This window comes from Streptomyces sp. RPA4-2, assembly GCF_012273515.2.
Taxonomy (GTDB): domain Bacteria; phylum Actinomycetota; class Actinomycetes; order Streptomycetales; family Streptomycetaceae; genus Streptomyces; species Streptomyces kaempferi.
Genome location: NZ_CP050975.2, coordinates 9339159 through 9354848 on the forward strand (window position 1 = coordinate 9339159; position 15690 = coordinate 9354848).

The 15690-nt window shown below is 68.3% G+C and carries 13 protein-coding genes; 3 read left to right on the forward strand and 10 right to left on the reverse strand.

What is annotated here, in order from left to right; genetic code table 11:
- The first annotated feature begins 547 nt into the window (after positions 1 to 547).
- Positions 548 to 3250: a hypothetical protein gene (locus HEP85_RS41240; RefSeq protein WP_369658058.1), complete on the forward strand. Its 2703-nt coding sequence runs from the start codon at positions 548 to 550 to the stop codon at positions 3248 to 3250.
- Positions 3251 to 3881: 631 nt separating this feature from the next.
- The gene (locus HEP85_RS41245) at positions 3882 to 4310 is read left to right on the forward strand and encodes a pyridoxamine 5'-phosphate oxidase family protein (RefSeq protein WP_168532389.1); all 429 of its coding nucleotides are present in this window, start codon (positions 3882 to 3884) and stop codon (positions 4308 to 4310) included.
- A 69-nt stretch (positions 4311 to 4379) separates the two neighbouring features.
- Here the strand turns inward: HEP85_RS41245 and HEP85_RS41250 are convergent, their stop codons facing one another.
- The 3 genes from HEP85_RS41250 to HEP85_RS41260 form a co-directional block, all read right to left on the reverse strand.
- On the reverse strand, positions 4380 to 5045 hold the full coding sequence (locus HEP85_RS41250) for a hypothetical protein (RefSeq protein WP_168532391.1): 666 nt from the start codon (positions 5043 to 5045) through the stop codon (positions 4380 to 4382).
- A 198-nt stretch (positions 5046 to 5243) separates the two neighbouring features.
- Complete coding sequence (locus HEP85_RS41255) at positions 5244 to 7532, reverse strand: tectonin domain-containing protein (protein WP_168532393.1); 2289 nt, start codon at positions 7530 to 7532, stop codon at positions 5244 to 5246.
- A gap of 304 nt (positions 7533 to 7836) precedes the next feature.
- On the reverse strand, positions 7837 to 8499 hold the full coding sequence (locus HEP85_RS41260; RefSeq protein WP_168532395.1) for a nitroreductase: 663 nt from the start codon (positions 8497 to 8499) through the stop codon (positions 7837 to 7839).
- A gap of 374 nt (positions 8500 to 8873) precedes the next feature.
- Here HEP85_RS41260 and HEP85_RS41265 point away from each other — a divergent pair, with 374 nt between their 5' ends.
- Positions 8874 to 9476 carry a TetR/AcrR family transcriptional regulator gene (locus HEP85_RS41265; RefSeq protein ID WP_168532397.1) on the forward strand — a complete coding sequence of 201 codons (603 nt, stop codon included), beginning with the start codon at positions 8874 to 8876 and terminating at the stop codon, positions 9474 to 9476.
- Between the two features lie 293 nt (positions 9477 to 9769).
- Here HEP85_RS41265 and HEP85_RS41270 read toward each other — a convergent pair whose 3' ends face one another.
- From HEP85_RS41270 to HEP85_RS41300, 7 genes are all read right to left on the reverse strand, one after another.
- Entirely contained in the window at positions 9770 to 10432 is a 663-nt protein-coding gene (locus HEP85_RS41270) for a sigma-70 family RNA polymerase sigma factor (RefSeq protein WP_211118168.1), read from the reverse strand.
- Between the two features lie 77 nt (positions 10433 to 10509).
- Positions 10510 to 11706, reverse strand: a complete 1197-nt coding sequence (locus HEP85_RS41275; RefSeq protein WP_168532399.1) for an ABC transporter permease — start codon at positions 11704 to 11706, stop codon at positions 10510 to 10512.
- Between the two features lie 313 nt (positions 11707 to 12019).
- Positions 12020 to 13084, reverse strand: coding sequence for a lysylphosphatidylglycerol synthase transmembrane domain-containing protein (locus HEP85_RS41280; protein ID WP_168532401.1), 1065 nt, complete (start codon positions 13082 to 13084; stop codon positions 12020 to 12022).
- Between the two features lie 98 nt (positions 13085 to 13182).
- Positions 13183 to 13479 (reverse strand): hypothetical protein, encoded by a 297-nt coding sequence (locus HEP85_RS41285; RefSeq protein ID WP_168532403.1) that lies wholly within the window; start codon positions 13477 to 13479, stop codon positions 13183 to 13185.
- Positions 13480 to 13783: 304 nt separating this feature from the next.
- Positions 13784 to 14290 (reverse strand): phosphatase PAP2 family protein, encoded by a 507-nt coding sequence (locus HEP85_RS41290; RefSeq protein ID WP_348772480.1) that lies wholly within the window; start codon positions 14288 to 14290, stop codon positions 13784 to 13786.
- 67 nt (positions 14291 to 14357) lie between these two features.
- Positions 14358 to 15269, reverse strand: coding sequence for a patatin-like phospholipase family protein (locus tag HEP85_RS41295; RefSeq protein ID WP_168532405.1), 912 nt, complete (start codon positions 15267 to 15269; stop codon positions 14358 to 14360).
- Between the two features lie 116 nt (positions 15270 to 15385).
- Complete coding sequence (locus HEP85_RS41300; RefSeq protein WP_168532407.1) at positions 15386 to 15613, reverse strand: hypothetical protein; 228 nt, start codon at positions 15611 to 15613, stop codon at positions 15386 to 15388.
- Positions 15614 to 15690 lie beyond the last annotated feature (77 nt).

Here is a 15690-nt window from a genome sequence, read left to right on the forward strand (position 1 = left end):
CGCAGACCCAGCAGCGCGCCGTGCGCAACCTGGTCGCACTGCTGGTCTCCGGCAGCACCGCCCGGTCAGGGCCTCGGCGCCTCCAACGCGTCCGCCGAGCAGGACACCCACTTCGTCGAAGAGCTTCCGAGCCGTCCCCCGTTGTGAGACCGGCGCACCCGCAGCGGGGAGCCTCCGTGAGTTGGGGTGGGGATCGTCGGCGCCGCGTCGTGCCGGCCACCCGTATCTCCAGTCTCGCCTGGTCATCACACACATCGGATGTATTTGAGTTTGGTCTCTTGACATGCTCTCGCCTGAACGCCCACTGTGTGCTTCGCCCACTCGTGCATTTTCCCGCTCAATTACCGGCATGCGTTGCGTGTCGCGCGCATTAGGAGCGATTATGCTGCAACGGCACCACACATCTCGGCGTCTGAGAATGATCCGATCATTAGCTGGAGTAGCTGCCGCGTTTCTCACGGCCGGGCTCCTCGTCCCCGCAGCCGCGCGGTCGGCCGCGGCCGCGGCTGCGACCGCGACCACGGCCTGGCAGAACGGCAGTTTCCACGTGGACACACCGAATGTGGTCCGCCGCTCCGACATCGTGCTCGGCAAGCCGAACTCGGCTGGTGCGCAGTCGCTGCCCTTGGGCAACGGCTCGCTCGGCACCGCGGTGTGGGCGGCGAACGGATTCACCGCGCAGCTCAACCGCTCCGACACACTGCCGGGCCGCAAGTCGCCCGGGCAGGTGAACATTCCCGGCCTGTCGAAGCTGACCGGCGCCGCGGATTTCAAGGGCTACCTCGACCTGTACACCGGGGTGCTGAACGAGTCCGGCGGCGGCATGACGCTCAAGGCGTGGGTGTCGGCCACGAAAGACGAACTGGTGGTGGACGTCACCGGCGCCGATCCCGACGCCGCCCAGTCCGCCTCGATCAGTCTGTGGTCCGGGCGCAGCCCACAGGCGGCGGCCTCGGGAGCGATCGGCACGCTGGCCGAGACATGGGTGGACAATCAGGAAGCCGGCAGTTCCGGGCGGACCTTCGGATCACTGGCCGCACTGAGTGCGGGCGGCCGGAGCGTCTCGGCGCAGGTCGTCAACAGCGCGCAGGTAAAGGTGAACTTCACACCCAACGCCGACGGGTCCTTCCGGGTGATCGCGGGCGCACCCACCTGGACCGGTGGCAGCGCCGGCAGCACCGCCTCCGCGCTGCTGGGCTCGGACGCCGGCGCCGCCGAATCCTCCCTGCTGTCCACCCAGCAGTCCTGGTGGGCGAACTACTGGGCCAACAGCGGAATGCTGGAGGCGAACTCGGCCGATGGCCAGGCCCAGTACATGGAGTCGCTGCGCACGATCTACCTGTTCATGGAGGCCGCGTCCATGCGGGGCGCCATCCCCGGCAGCCAGGCCGGGGTAGCCGACATGTTCAACTTCGGCCAGGACCATCAGAACTGGACGCCATCGGCGACGTGGCTGTGGAACCTGCGCACGCAGATCTCGGCGAACATGAGCAGTGCCAACTTCGCCCTCAACATCCCGATCTTCAACCTCTACCAGAACAATCTGCCGGCCATCGAGGCCTGGACGAAGCAGCAGATGGGCGGCCTGGCCGGGGCCTGCGTGCCGGAGGTCATGCGGTTCAACGGCAACGGCGGCGACCCGTCGCCCGGCGCCAACGCGGCCTGCAGCCAGCCCGGGAGCCCCAATTGGAACGCCCTCGACGTCACCTCCGGCGCGGAGATCAGTCTCTACGTGTGGCAGCAGTACCAAGACACCGGCGACTTGAACTTCCTGCGCACGTACTACCCGCTGATGCGGGACTCGGCGACCTTCCTGCTGGCCTACCAGAAAGTGGGATCCGACGGAAAGCTGCACGCGGTGGCGAACGCGCACGAGACACAGTGGGCGGTGCAGGACCCTACAACCGACCTGGCCGCCGATGCCGCGCTGTTCCCCGCCGTTGTCAGCGCCGCGAAACTGCTGAACACCGACACCTCCCTGCAGTCGCAACTCACCACGGCCCTCGGCCAGATCCCACCATGGGCCCGCACCGATTACGGTCACACCCAGGTCCTGCCGCCGTCGGCGGATTCCTCCAACAACGACGTCATCGCCTGGTCCTATCAGCCGACCGCGACGGTCAGGAACGGCGAGAACATCGACCTGGAGCCGGTGTGGCCGTACAACCTGATCACAGACGACCCTGGCGCGCTGCACGACCTCGCGGTGCGCACCTACAACCACCGGGTGTTCTACGGCGCGGGCAACGACTGGAACATGGACGCGATCGATGCGGCCCGCCTCGGCATGGCCAGTGAGGTCGCTTCCCGGCTGGTCGCCATCACACAGGCCCACCAGGTGTACATCAACGGCCTGTCCGACCTGGGCAGCACCGTCGGCACCGAGGGCTACATCGAGCAGGTCTCCGGAGTGGCCACCGCGCTCAACGAGGCACTCGTGCAGGACTACGACGGCACCCTCCGGGTCGCCCCGGCGTGGCCGGCCGGCTGGGACGTCAGCGGCACCGTCGCGGTGCAGGGCAACACCAAGGTGAACGTGCAGGTGCAGGGCGGCAGTCCGGTCACCGTGGCCATCCAGGCCGGTTCGTCACAGACGATGAAGGTCCGCACCCCCTGGCCCGGCAAGGCGGTTCAGGTCGTGAACGGCTCCAGCAACGCGGTGGTGGTCTCCTCCACCACTGCCGGTACCTTCAACGTGCCGGTAGTCTCCGGCCAGTCCTACCTGGTCGAGCAGGTCGCAGCCCCCACCACGGCGCTGCCCTACGCACAGGTCTCCGGGTCCCCGGCGACCACCGCCAGACACCTGGGCACCGTACAGATCGGCATCGACGGCAGTGGCGGCACGCCCGGCAACGGCTCTGTGGTCTCCTTCAAAGCGCACGCCAACGGCGACTACGTCACCGCCGACAATGCCGGCGCCGACCCACTGATCGCCAACCGCACCGCCATCGGCCCCTGGGAGCAGTTCGACCTGATCGACCAGGGCAACGGCTCCGTCGCGCTCCGCGCTCACGCCAACAACAAGTACGTCACCGCGGACAACGCCGGGGCCGACCCGCTGCTGGCGAAGGTGAACGCGGTGGGCACCTGGGAACAGTTCCAGCTCATCCATAACGGCGACGGCAGTGTCAGCCTCAAGTCCATGGTCAACGGCGACTACGTCACCGCCGAAAACGCCGGCGCCGATCCGCTGATCGCCAACCGCACGGCGATCGGGCCCTGGGAGGAATTCGACCTGATCAACGGCTGACCGCGGCGCATGCCCACCGCGCACGCGACCGGGTGAGCACGGCGGGGCCGCCGGGTTCAAGCGCGGGGACGGGTGTTGTCCAAGCGCGCGTTCACCGAGCGGCTCGGTGCCGGCCGGGTGCCCATCGAACGGCCCTCGCGGTGCTCGCTTGATCCCCGGTACCGCACCGCGACGATCTCGCCCACATCGGCGCCCGGCCACAGCAATGCGGCCCAAGTGGGGTGGTGCGTCGGCATCAGCCGGCGCACCACCGAGCAGCATCCGGCGGGGTGGTCACACCGCCCAGGCACCCCGCGCCGGACAGGGCCCTGATGTAGGCGAGACATTCGTTCACGCAGGGGACTGTCAGCCGGAGGCTGAGCAGACGCTTCCTAGCGGGCTGCGACCCCGACGTGTCGTCCGGCGGCACGGTGGGAAGCTGGTGCGTATACCGTCCCGGCAGCACCCGCAATCACGACCCCGCCGTTCACTCGGTCAGTGATATCCGGGATGGATTCGAGTTGTCGTCGAGGCCGATCTGCTCCCCTGGCACAGGCAGGTCCACGACAAAGCCACCCGGTGCACGACACCAGCGCGCCGCTGGAGCTGGAGGCTGAAGCCGCTGTGAGTGCCGCACCCTAGAGTCGGGTGCATGACACTCTCACGTGAAGAACGCGAAGCCTTCCTGGCGCAGCCGCACGTTGCCGCGCTGGGTGTCGCTGCCGGTCCCAGCCGTGGGCCGCTACTGGTACCGATCTGGTACGGCTACCGTCCCGGCGGCCTGCCGTGGATCCTCACCGGCGCGAACTCGCGCAAACTGAACCTGATCAAAGCCAGCGGCCGGTTCAGCCTCCTCGTGGAGCGCAGCGAACCAACCCCTCGGTACGTGTCCGTCGAAGGTCCCGTTGCGGACATCGCCGAGCCCGGCCCCACCGCTCACCGTGACCTCGCCGCCCGGTACCTCCGCGGCGAGGACCTGGACCGGTACACGGTATGGGCCGAGGCCGAACTCGCTGACCACGTCGTGGTCCGGATGCGGCCGGAGCACTGGACCGGCGCCGACCTGGGCACGATCGCCTGACACGGCGGAAAGCGTGGTCGCGGACCCAGGGGTGTGTGTCGTCACCTTCGGTCGTCCGGAGAGGTCGGTTCAGTCGTCCGTTCTCGTGGGTGCCTGTGGCAAGGTGGTGAATCTCCGCCAGACCGGGGCACGGCGGTCGACGCCGAGGAAGTACTGGAAGTCCCAGTAGACGCCTCCTTCAAGGCGGCCGTACCCATCGCCCGGGCGGGCGGGGCTGTTGCGAGGGTCGCGCTCGTCCTCCCAGTCGATGTCCTCGTACCCGGGGTCGTCGATGCTGTAGTGGGTCAGGTAGGCGCGGGCATGCTCGATGTCCAGGTCCAGAGCCGGGAATTGGGCCAGCAGGAGGTCGGGGCGCCCCTGGCACGGAAGGTCGCCGAAGAAGGAGCCGATGTTGCCGCTCTCCTGCTGGAACTGGTCGATCGCCGTACCGTGGTGGAAGAGCTCGCAGCCCCAGAAGTCGTCGTCGTAGATGAAGACCAGCAGCCCGGGGCAGTCGTAGGCGCGCGAGACGTGGAGTTGGGCGCGTCGGCGCAGGTCCCACTCCCAACCCCGGGTCCATTCCAGCACGGTCCAGTCGCCGCGCCGCTCGTGCAGGGCGTAGGCGTCGCGGTTGACGTCGTTGACGTCATCCCGCTTGAGTGTGTGGTCCTCGCTGCGCCAGAACTCCTCCAGCGCGGCGTACACCTGCTCGTGGTCGACGCCGTAGAACAGGTTGGTGCGTCGGAATGTGCCCATGCGTGCCCCCAAGGCATGTGATCGGCGAGCGGCGGCAGGCGCTCTCGCCCGGCGGGGGCGCAGCCGCCCCGTCGCGAGGGTCCCCGGCCGTTTCGACGGGGCGCTGGAGGCTACGTTAACCCCCTTTCCTCTCACGTCAGTTCGGGTTTTCGTCCGCCCGCTCGGCTGTGCGTCAGCTCGCCGCGGTCTCGGCACGGATCAGGTGGCACGCGCCGTGGCACCGTTGATCGGTTCCCACCCGTAATCACCACCGATGAACCCGCCCCCGATCTCGTCGATCTCGGTCTTCCCGTCGTCAGTGACGCCGATGAGGAGCACGTCACCGCCGCACCGCTGCGCGGCGACGTTGCGCATGCCGCTGCCGTACGTGAGGGGATGCCACCCGCCGCCGTTGTAACCGCCCCACGCCACCTCGGTGTTCTGGTAGGCCGCGTCGCCGAAGACACCGAAGAACGCGAACTCCTGGTAGTAGGTGGGGGTTACGGAGATGTCCGTGAGCAGCCCCTGATCGGCGAACATCTGGACCCAGTTCGACCAGTTGGACGCGGGGTCGGTCGCGTTGACGGTGGTCTGCCGACGGTGGAACGCGGTGCCGGATGCGGTGATGCCGTCGACCTCTATCGTTCCGTCCGCGTGGGTTCCCGCGACGATCTTGGTGAGGAGGCCGTCCATCTGCCGCCAGCCGTTCCAGTTGTCGATCGAGGCCTGTGGTTGGGAGCGGGTGAAGATCGTGCCGGCGGGGGTGGTGCCGAAGATCTGGAGGGTTCCGTTCTGGTTGCGGGCCACCGAGATCGAATTGAGGATGCCGTCGATGCCCGTCCACGGCGACCACCCGCTCGACCCGGGGCTCGTCTGCCTGCGCGAGTGGATCTGCCCGGTTCGGTCGAGGGCGAACAGTTCGATCCGTCCGTCGGCGTTGGTCGCCGCCGCCACGGACGCCAGTGGTGCGGGGGTGTCGTAGTCAGCGGCCCAGTTCTGGGCAGCCTGCCCCGGGACGATGTGGGTGGTGTAGAGCGCGCCCTGCGCGTCGACGGCGAACGCCTGGACCCCCTTCGTGGTGTCCGTCTCGTCCTGGGAAGCCATGGCGACCGAGGAACCGGGGGCGGGGGCGACCGCGGGAAGGCCGTTGTCGGGACGCACCGCGTCGTCGAGCCGGCGGTGGGTGTAGTAGACCTTGCCGCTGTTGACCGAGGTCACGTCGCACAAGCCGTCGCCGTTGACGTCGCGGAACCGGAGGTCGGCGATGCGCTCGTTCGACTGGTTGAGGTAGACCCAGTGCTGGTCGCCGGCACTGGTGGCGTACCACCAGGTCAAGCCCGTGGTCATGAAGGGGTCGGTGATGCCGTCGCCGTCGAAGTCGCACGTACGCTGGTTGTCACGGTTCGCCCCGAGGATGTTCCCGCCGTTGTCGTGCAGGCCGGTCTCGGTCTGGTCCAGCGCACCGTTGGTGAACGTGGTGGACCACCTGACGGTGTGGGCGAAGACGTTGTTCTCGACGTCGAAACCGTCCGAGGGCGTGCCACGCAGTTTGATCTCGGTCGAGTTGGTGGAGGGGAAGGAGTTGTAGGCGATGTCGGCGTACTCGCCCGCCGGCCCGCACTGGTAGTTGGAGCAGTCCCCGCGGCCGTGCATGTCGATGAGGTGCTCGTAGTGGTCCCATCCCAGCAGCGAGAAGCCGAGTCCGGGCGACTCCATGAGGTTGCGGTACACGAGGTACCCGGTGCCGGGCCGGCCGTCGCCGGTGACCGAGTGGCGGTTGGCCTGGAACTCGTTCTTCTCGATCAGCGCGTAGGCGCCGTTGTTCAGGGCCACCCCGTAGCCGGCGCCGTGGTGGTTGCCGAACGCGTCCTCGACGCCGTCCATGGTGGGGTGCTGGTTGTCATGGATGTAGTTGTCGTGCACCCACACCGTGTCGGCGTTGGCACGGTTGATCCGGTTGCCCGGATCTTGCACGTTGATCGCCGCGCCGCGCCACCGGGCGAACTCGTCGTGGTCGATCTCCACGTTCTGGCTGGACCAGATGTCGATCCCGTCGGCGTCCGTGGTACCCACGGACGCTCCGGGGTCCATCGGCTCCCCGCCGTCGAACCTGATCCCGCTGATCCGCACGTTGTCCGCGGTCCCGCCGTTGCTGTCCCCGACGGTGAGCAGCGTGCGCGGGAACGTCGTCGTGAAGATTCGCGGCCCTTTCGCGACGACCGTGCGGTCGCCGATGATCCGAACCCCCGGTGCCACCGGTATCGCCGACAGGCCGCTCAGGTCCAGATTGACGGTCCCCGCGATCACCACCGTCGCGTTGGGGGTGCCGACCGCCTGGACGAACTGGTTCTGCTGGTCGTTGGACGTGATGCTGAAGTTCTGCGAGTTCGCCGCGCGGTCCACGGCCCCTGCGGGCACGCTCGCCGACGCGGTGCCCCCGGACACGGCCAGCGAGGCCACCAGGGCCCCGACCACTGCGAACAGCCGGCTCTTTCTCGAAATGTTCATCCCTGTCCCGGTTCTCGGCCCATGTGCTGATTCGGTGGAGCCGACCTGGTCGAGGCCGCGCACCCTCAAAAGTGCGCGCCCTGTGCAGCCCCGCGTGACCACCTGAGGGTTGGGCGTTCCACTCCGTTCCGCGCCGTTCCACGCGGCCGCCAGGCCCTCGCGACCCGCGGCGAACGCGGCCGCTTGCCGGTGCGGCGACGGTGCCGCCCGGTCCGGGAAACGGCGCGGGAGACGGACAGCCCGGGGCCGATGGTGATCGTGGCGCCGATGGGGGCTACGTCGGGCTTACGTGGCTTGCTCATCGTCAGCGGACGTACGTCACCGTCTCGCTGAGCGGTGCCCGGCCTGTACGGGGGGAACGCGCCGTACCGTCCTCGAATCCGACCGACATGCCGCAGAAGAGGATGAGCTCGTCCGGGGGTGACAGGACCTCCGCGACGGTCGTGCGGTATTTCGCCCAGGCCATCTGCGTGCAGCTGTGCAGTCCTTCGGCGCGGAGCAACAGCATCACGGTCTGCAGATACATGCCGACGTCGGACCATTGGGGTCGGCCCATGTCACGGTCGATGTAGCAGAACAGTGCGACGGGCGCGCCGAAGCAGTCCCAGTTGGCGGCCGCGGCCCTCTGGCGCGCCTGCAGGTCCTCGCGCGGGATGCCGAGTGCGCCGTAGCGCTGCTCGCCGAAGGCGGACCGGCGCTCGCGGTAGGGGGACTCCAGCGTCGGCGGGTACTGCTCGTACTCCGGTTCGTCCCAGGGGTCTCCTGAGGCCACCCGTTCGCCGGCGCGCTTCTTGAGCTCGGCCAGCGGCTCGCCAGTCAGCACGTAGAGGTGCCACGGCTGAAGGTTCGATGCCGACGGCGCCCAGGCCGCCGCGAGCAGCACTCGCTCCAGTACCTCGCTGGGCACATGCCTGTCGGTGAACGCGCGCATTGCCTGTCGGCTTACGACGGCCTCATAGACGTCCACGGCTTCCCACCTCCGTCCGCTCTCACTTCATCGACCACAAAAGGGCGTGAAATGTGACAAGCCAGAGCTACTTCCGGTACGACAGGCCTGCCGGGAACCGTCCGCGCGGGAGGCCGGCGGCAGGTGTGTCGCGAGAGCCTCGCCGACCGGGCCGTACCGGCGGCATGCGGGAGGGCGGAGTCGGCGGCGCGTGGAACATGCGGCTGGTAGGTCGCACAGTGGTCCCGGGGCGACGTGACGCGTCCGAGGCCTTCGCGGCGCCTCCGGAGCCCGGCATCGGTGCGGCGCATACCTCGAACCGAGGAACCGGCCGACGTACCCTCGGCGTGCTAAGATAACACGAAGGTTCGTTTTTTTCCGCATAGGATGGATCCATGCCCAAGGTCACGCAGGAGTACATGGACGCCCGCCGTGCGCAGATCCTGGACGCGGCGCGCCGCTGCTTCCTGCGCGACGGATTCCATTCGACATCCATGCAGGATCTCTTCGCGGAGTCGGGCCTCTCGGCCGGGGCGGTGTACCGGCATTTCGCCAGCAAGAACGAGATGATCACGGCGATCGTCGAGGAGAACATGCGTGACGTCCTCGCGATGGTCAACAGCGCCGCCAGGAACCGGCCGAGCAGTTCGATCGGGGACCTCATCGCCGATGTCCTCGACATCGTGAAGACGAAGACCGCTGAGCAGAACATCGCCGGGCTGTCCGTGCTGGCCTGGTCCGAATCACTGCGGAACCCCTCGCTGGCCAAGCAGTTCGACGACCTGATGACACAGATGCGCTCCGCGCTGACCGATGTCATCCGCGAGAACCAGCAGAGCGGCAGCCTCACGCGCGCGGCGTCTCCGGAAGCGATTGCCGCCACATTGATGTGCATGCTGCCCGGTTACATTCTCCAGTTGGCGATGGGGGACTCCAAGTCGCTGGAGGGCGTTCCGGACGCCTTGCGGGCGCTCTGGCCGGATCCGGCGACGTCCTGAACCGTCGAGCCATGGGAGGTTCTACGGATCTGCCGAATCGACCGTCCAGCCGACTTACCCCATGCTCAGATGGTCAGGGAACCGACCTTCGACGGGTTCACCATGACCAGCACGTCGTCAGCGTCGTGCGCGCCCCGACGTTCACCGTGAGGTCCACGGCACAGTGTCCTCGCGACACAGGCCGACCGCACGCCTGCCGCTGACTTCGACCCGTCGTACCGTAACGCCCGACCAGAAGCTTTCGGCAAACGCGCGGTGGTACCTCGCCGTCGACGACGGCCGACTACGGGGAACTACGCCGCCTTCGCAGCGCCCCCGCTGTCGGAGTGCGAGACGACCTCTTGCGTGAAGAACTTCTCCAGCACGGCCACATGTCCCGTGTGGGAGGCCTCCACGAAAGCCGTCAAGTACCGGTGGCAGTCGGCGCTGGTGGCGGTGGCGCGTTTCTCCGCGGCCAGATGCTTGCGGGCCCGGCTGACGAGCTGGCGCGCGCCGGCCGGGGACTGACCGAGGATCTCGGCGATCTGCCCGTATGGGTAGTCGAACGCTACCCGGAGCACGTACGCCGCCCGCTGGGCCGGAGTGAGGCGTTCCATGAGCATCAGTACCGCGGCCTCCAGCGCCTCCCTCTTCACGGGGCCCAGCGCGGGGTCGCTCATGGTGTCGACCTGCTCCAGCAGCCACGGGTCGACGGAAGCCTCCCGGCGGGCTCGCGCGGATTGCAGCACGTTGATCGCCAGCCTGGTCACCGTTGTGGCGAGAAAGGCATGCGGTTTCTTCACCGCGGACCGGTCGTAGGTCTGCCAGCGAATCCAGGCCTCCTGGAGGACGTCATCCGCCTCACTGCCGCTGCCGAGTATCCGACAGGCGATCCCGTACATATGGCCGCGTGCCTCGTGGAACGCCGCTTCCGCTTCCCGAAGGTCCTCGGAGTGTGCCGCGGACTTCGACGGCATCGTTCTCATTCCTTGCTGTTCGCTACGTTGACTGGGTGGTGCTACCTCACGCGTGAACGTGACGATGAACGTCCGCCTCACTCATGGGCGGTGTGCCGGGCGTGCGAGTGCGGACGGTTCGCGGGTGAGGGCGGCAAGGCCGCCGGGGTTCCGTTTCCGGCCGGGGAATCCGCGCTCCCGTCGTCGGCAGCGGCGAGCTCTTCCGAGAGCCTCTTGTTCGCGACGGCGGAGTCTCGGTGGCCGAGGGCGACGGCTGCCAGCCCCAGAGTGCTCCACAGGACGAGAACGGCGATGTGGCCTCCGGATCCGGCGCCGCCGAAGTAGGCCGTGCTGCGCAGAAGATTCGCACCGGCGCCCGGTGGCAGCCACTGGCCGATGTCGCCCACGAACTTGGGCAGCAGTTCCGGTGCGGACGTGATGCCGGAGAACGGGTTTCCCACGAAGACCATGAGCGCCGCGCTGAGCCCGATCCCGGCGGGACCGATGAGGGTGATCAGGCCGACGCTGGTCGCGCTGATGGCGAGCATGGTGAGGGACAAGGCCCCCCAGGTGGCCACATGCTCGTGCGGCAGCGCACCGAGGAGGCCCTCGGCGACCAGGTAGGCGGCGAGGCTCGTAGCGGCGCACGCGGCGAGCAGGTCGATGAGCCGGCGCCACACCGACATCTGGGCACCCGACGTCGCGATCAGAGCTGCGATCAGAATGCTGCATATGGTGAGAGGGAGAAGCGCCGAGTTGAAGACCACTCCCCGCGGGTCGTCGGCGGCGGTGGGCACGACATCCACCGTTTGGAAGCCGACCTTGGGCACGGGTTTGGCCAGGCTCTTCCCAACGGCGGTCCTGTGGGACGTGCCGGCGGGCGGCGTGGCATCCTTCGCGGGCAACTTGGCCGCGTGGGCGGCAAGTTGCTGGCCTGTCGCGGTGAGCAGCTGGGCCACGGACGTACTCGCGGCAGTGGCCTCCAGCACCGTGACGTTGTCGGCGGTGACGACGAAGGCGCCGTAGATCTCCCGGTTCTCGATGGCGGACCGCGCCGAGGCCCGGGTGGGGTAGAGGTGGAAGTCGAATCCGCCCGGCTTGCTGTGCTCCAGGCCCTCGACCGCCTTCTGGCCGGCCGTGCTCGTGCCCACCACACCCACGGGCAGATCACGGGGCGCGATGCGCGATGCGGGCCATGCGTATGCCATCACGGCCAGCGAGATCACCAGCGGCAATGCCACGGTCACGATGACGGTCCGGCGCCACGAGGGCGGTCCCGCCGACAGGTTCTTCACGATCCTACCCCTAAAAAGACGAACGATCATTTTCTTAAGTCTCCAGTCTGCCGTCACCGCTGACACACGTCAATGCGAACATTCGTTTTCTTGCGGGGGAGGGGGAGATCCGTCGGCGCCGCCGGGCGCCTTCAGGGCTGCGATGCCCGCGTCGGCCTGGCGGCCACGGTCTGTGATTGCCGATGCCGTGATCCGGGCCGGGCTGGGCTGGGCTGGGCTGGGGCACCGAAAGGGGGGCCGCCGAGGGCCATAGGTCCGGGGTGGCTACGCCTGGCCTCCGTCTTGCGGCTGCGCCTGGCCTACGTCTTACAGATCACTGTGCCTGTTCCGCCGTCGCATCGGGGGTTGCCGAAACGGTTCGGGCATGGTCGTCGGAGTCGCGCACACGCTGAGGGCGGGCTGGTCGTCGGCGCTGTTGAACCAGCAGGACCCATCCGGCGATGCTGACCAGTCCAGGGCTGATCGTCCGGAAGAGGAGGTCGGCGGCTGTGGCGGCACTGACGGGTACCCCACCGTGGTGCAGGGTGAAGATCAGGGCCGCGTCGAGAACGCCGATCCCCGCGGGCAGCAACGGCAGCGCTGACGCGGCCGTCATCCCGGCGATGTAGGCGAACAGCGCCGTGCTCAACGGGGGTGATGCTCCGACCGCATGGCACACGGCGAGCAGACACACGAAATCTCCGCCCCAGTTGAACAGGGCCAGACCGAGCCCCCATGCCCAGAATCGGGCCGGGGGGTGCATGGCAGCCAATTCGTCGAGGAGCCGGTCGGCCGACGTCTGCTCCACGACACCGCGGCGCAGCCTGCGCAGCAGGTGAAAGAAAGCACGCACGGGCCGACGCAGCACGGCAGGGTGGTGGAGCAACGCAAGCACGGCGCTGGTGAGGGCACAGATCGCCCCGATCTGGACGGCGACCCAGAGGAGTTGAGAGCTGTCCCCCGCGAGGACGCGGCCGGCACCGGCGAGCAAGGCGAACGCGATGGTGCTCAGGACACCGGTCACCGCATGAGCGAAGCCGATCTGGGACGCGCTGGCGCCCCAGGAACGCATGCGGCGCGTCCGGTAGGTGAGCGAGAGCAGGCTACCGCCGGGCAAGGTCGCGCCCACTGCGTTGCCGGCGAACACGGTGGCGGTGGCGGAACCGAGCCGGACGCGCAGTCCGCCGGTACCGAGTGCGTGCCGTTGCAGGCGGGCGAACATCATCATGGAAACCAATTCACCGGCGACGGCCGGCAGGAGCCACGTCAATTGGGCATGGGCCAACTGCCCTGCCGCCCGGCGCGCGTAGGGCGCGATCACCACCGATTCGGCGCTCACCACCACCACGACGACACCTGCCATCACCGCGCTGCGCCGACGCAGGGACAGCAGGGGCACGAACCGGCCGGTCCAGTGAGACCGCTCCGGCCGGCTCGCCGCGTCCGTGTCTTGATCGCGTTCACCGCTCGTCTCGGCCTCGTGTGAACTACTCAGGCTCATCGCGGTGACGGCCAGTGAGGCAGGATGCGGAACGAGCCTTCCAGGTGCACCTGACACCGCGTGTGCTCCGGGACCGTCAGATCCCACAGACGCGCGAGGAAATGCACGTCAAGGCTGGCGACAGCGGTATGGCCCCGTTCCTTGCCGACCGAGCACCGGGATGGCTTGGCGATGTTGAGACGCGCCAGGGGAGTGACGTCGGTGATGCCGTTGACCATGAGTACGGCGACAGGGGCCTGGGGGGTGATGCATTGACCAAAGGCGCGGTTGCGGACCAGCCGCAGCTCTCCCACGGATCCGACGAGTTGACGCCCTACGTCTGTCCGGCGCGACCAAGAGTGCCGGGAACGGCGCTCTTCGACGCTGTCCGATATCCGGAAGCGCACCAGGCCCTCTGCCGGTCTCCTGCCGCCACGGCTGACGAGGAAAGCTTCTACAAGGTGCAGGGGCAGATGTGAGGAGGCATGGGCGCGACGCCGGCTGCACAGCCAGCCGTCGGCATCATCGTTGCCGCTGCCTGGTGACCTCTGCCCGACACTTGGGTGGTCCCCGTCGCCCGGAGGTAGGGGAAGAGGGGGATAGATCATGGTGGGCTACCTAGGGGGAAGCTTCGGGTGTGGAGTTGAGCGGTCTGCCCAGGTCGGTTCGGGAGTGTTCCGGGCGATCGGCAGGGGTGACCGGGCCGAGCCGGGTCGTCGGCCCGATGGCGTGTTCGCCGACGTTGTGGACGAGGCCAACGACCGCACCCACGAGCAGGGTGAGGAAGGCGCCGGCGATGGCGTCCGCGAGGTAGTGGTTGCCGGTTGCGATGACGACCAGGGTGGTGAGAGCGGGGTAGGCGAGGCCGAAGCCCCTCAAGGTCTTCCGGCGGGCGTGCCGGAAGAGGAACCACCCCGACCACAGGGCCCAGCCGACGTGAAGGGACGGCATGGCCCGTACTCGTTGACGAAGCCGCCGAGCCCTTGCGGCGCGCTGGTCTGCCCGCTCCACCAGCCCCATTGCTCGACATCGGCGACGGTGTCGTGGATGCCCGTGCGGGGAAGCAGACGGGGCGGCGTTGTCGGGAAACGCGAGCCCCCCACCATCTCGGCAGCCCGCGCCCAACCGGTGACGGTGAAGGACGCGGAAGCAGATGTCGCGTGAAAGGGGGCGGCACGGCCATCAGGCGTCCTCACGTCATGACCGCGGGCTGCTGTGCGAGCCAGTCCTGGGTGAGTGAGTAGCCGGCCTGGACCAGCCGCCGGGTGTCACGGAAGTCGATGAGGCTACCCACCGGGGTGTCGGCGGCCGGCAGCCGTACGACCGTCCCGCGCACTGCCGCCACGTCCCGCCGCTCGCGCTCATCCAGGATCTGGCCCACTGCCCGGTAGGCGGCGAGCAGGACCGCATGCGCGTGACGGTCCGTCTCTTTCGTGACGGCGGCAGGCAGCACGTAGATGGTGGTCGCGCCGAGTGCTTCCGCCTGGAGTACAGGCGTGTCCGCCGACACGCCGCCATCGATGAGAAGACGCTCCCCGACGCGCACCGGAGGGTACAGCCCCGGGAAGGCCGCTGAAGCGAGCAGCGCTGAAACGGCGTTGCCCCGGGACAGAACGACCGCGGCACCGGTCTCGAAATCGGTCGCCACGACGTGCGCCGGCACGACGACGTCCTCGAGCCGTCCGACGCCGACCCCGAACCGCAGCAACTGCCGCAATCCCGTGCTCGAGACCGCCGCCTCACCGCGCCCCACCACGGCCATGACCAGAGTCCGGAGGGAAAACGGCGCGACGTGCCGGCGCTTGATGCTCAGCCACAGCGCTTCCAGCCGCTCGATGCCCTCGATGCTCGGGTCGGCGGCGAACGCAACGCCGTTGAGCGCGCCGGCCGAAGACCCCACGACGAGATCAGGAGTGATCCCCGCCTGCGTGAGCGCCCGCAGTGCGCCGACCTGCGACGCGCACAGACTGCCGCCGCCCTGCAGTACGAACGCCACGATGTCGGGCGATGCCGACCCAGCCGTCGAAGGCACGGGCAGGACCCCGTCTTCCCGGGGAACCTGAAACGGAGCGATCGCCGAACTTCCGGTTCGCAGGGTACTCATGTCGCCTCCTTCCTTCCCGGAACAATCGTTCTGTTTGGCCGTGCCCATCCTGCGGCACTGACGGAAGACACGTCAAGACGAACATTCGTTTTCCTTTGAGGGCTACGCACCCGAGGTCAATGTCGGGGCCGCCGCATGCGTGGTCGCACCAGGCCGATGGAACGTACGGCGTTCGGACGCCTCCGTAGCCTTGGCCGGGAGGTGGCGCGTGCCGTCGGTGGGAGGTCCATCCGGCGGGCGCGCTTGAGCTGGACGGTCTGGCGGGCGCCGAGGACGAGGAGGCTGTTCACCGTGCACACCTTGATGCGGACGGTGCGGCGCAGGCCACCCGGTATCCGTCCCATGGGGGCGGTGTTGCGGGTGGCCTGCGGTCCACGTCTGTGCGCTCAGCGTGGCGTGTCAGGCCGGTGGTGCCCGGGGT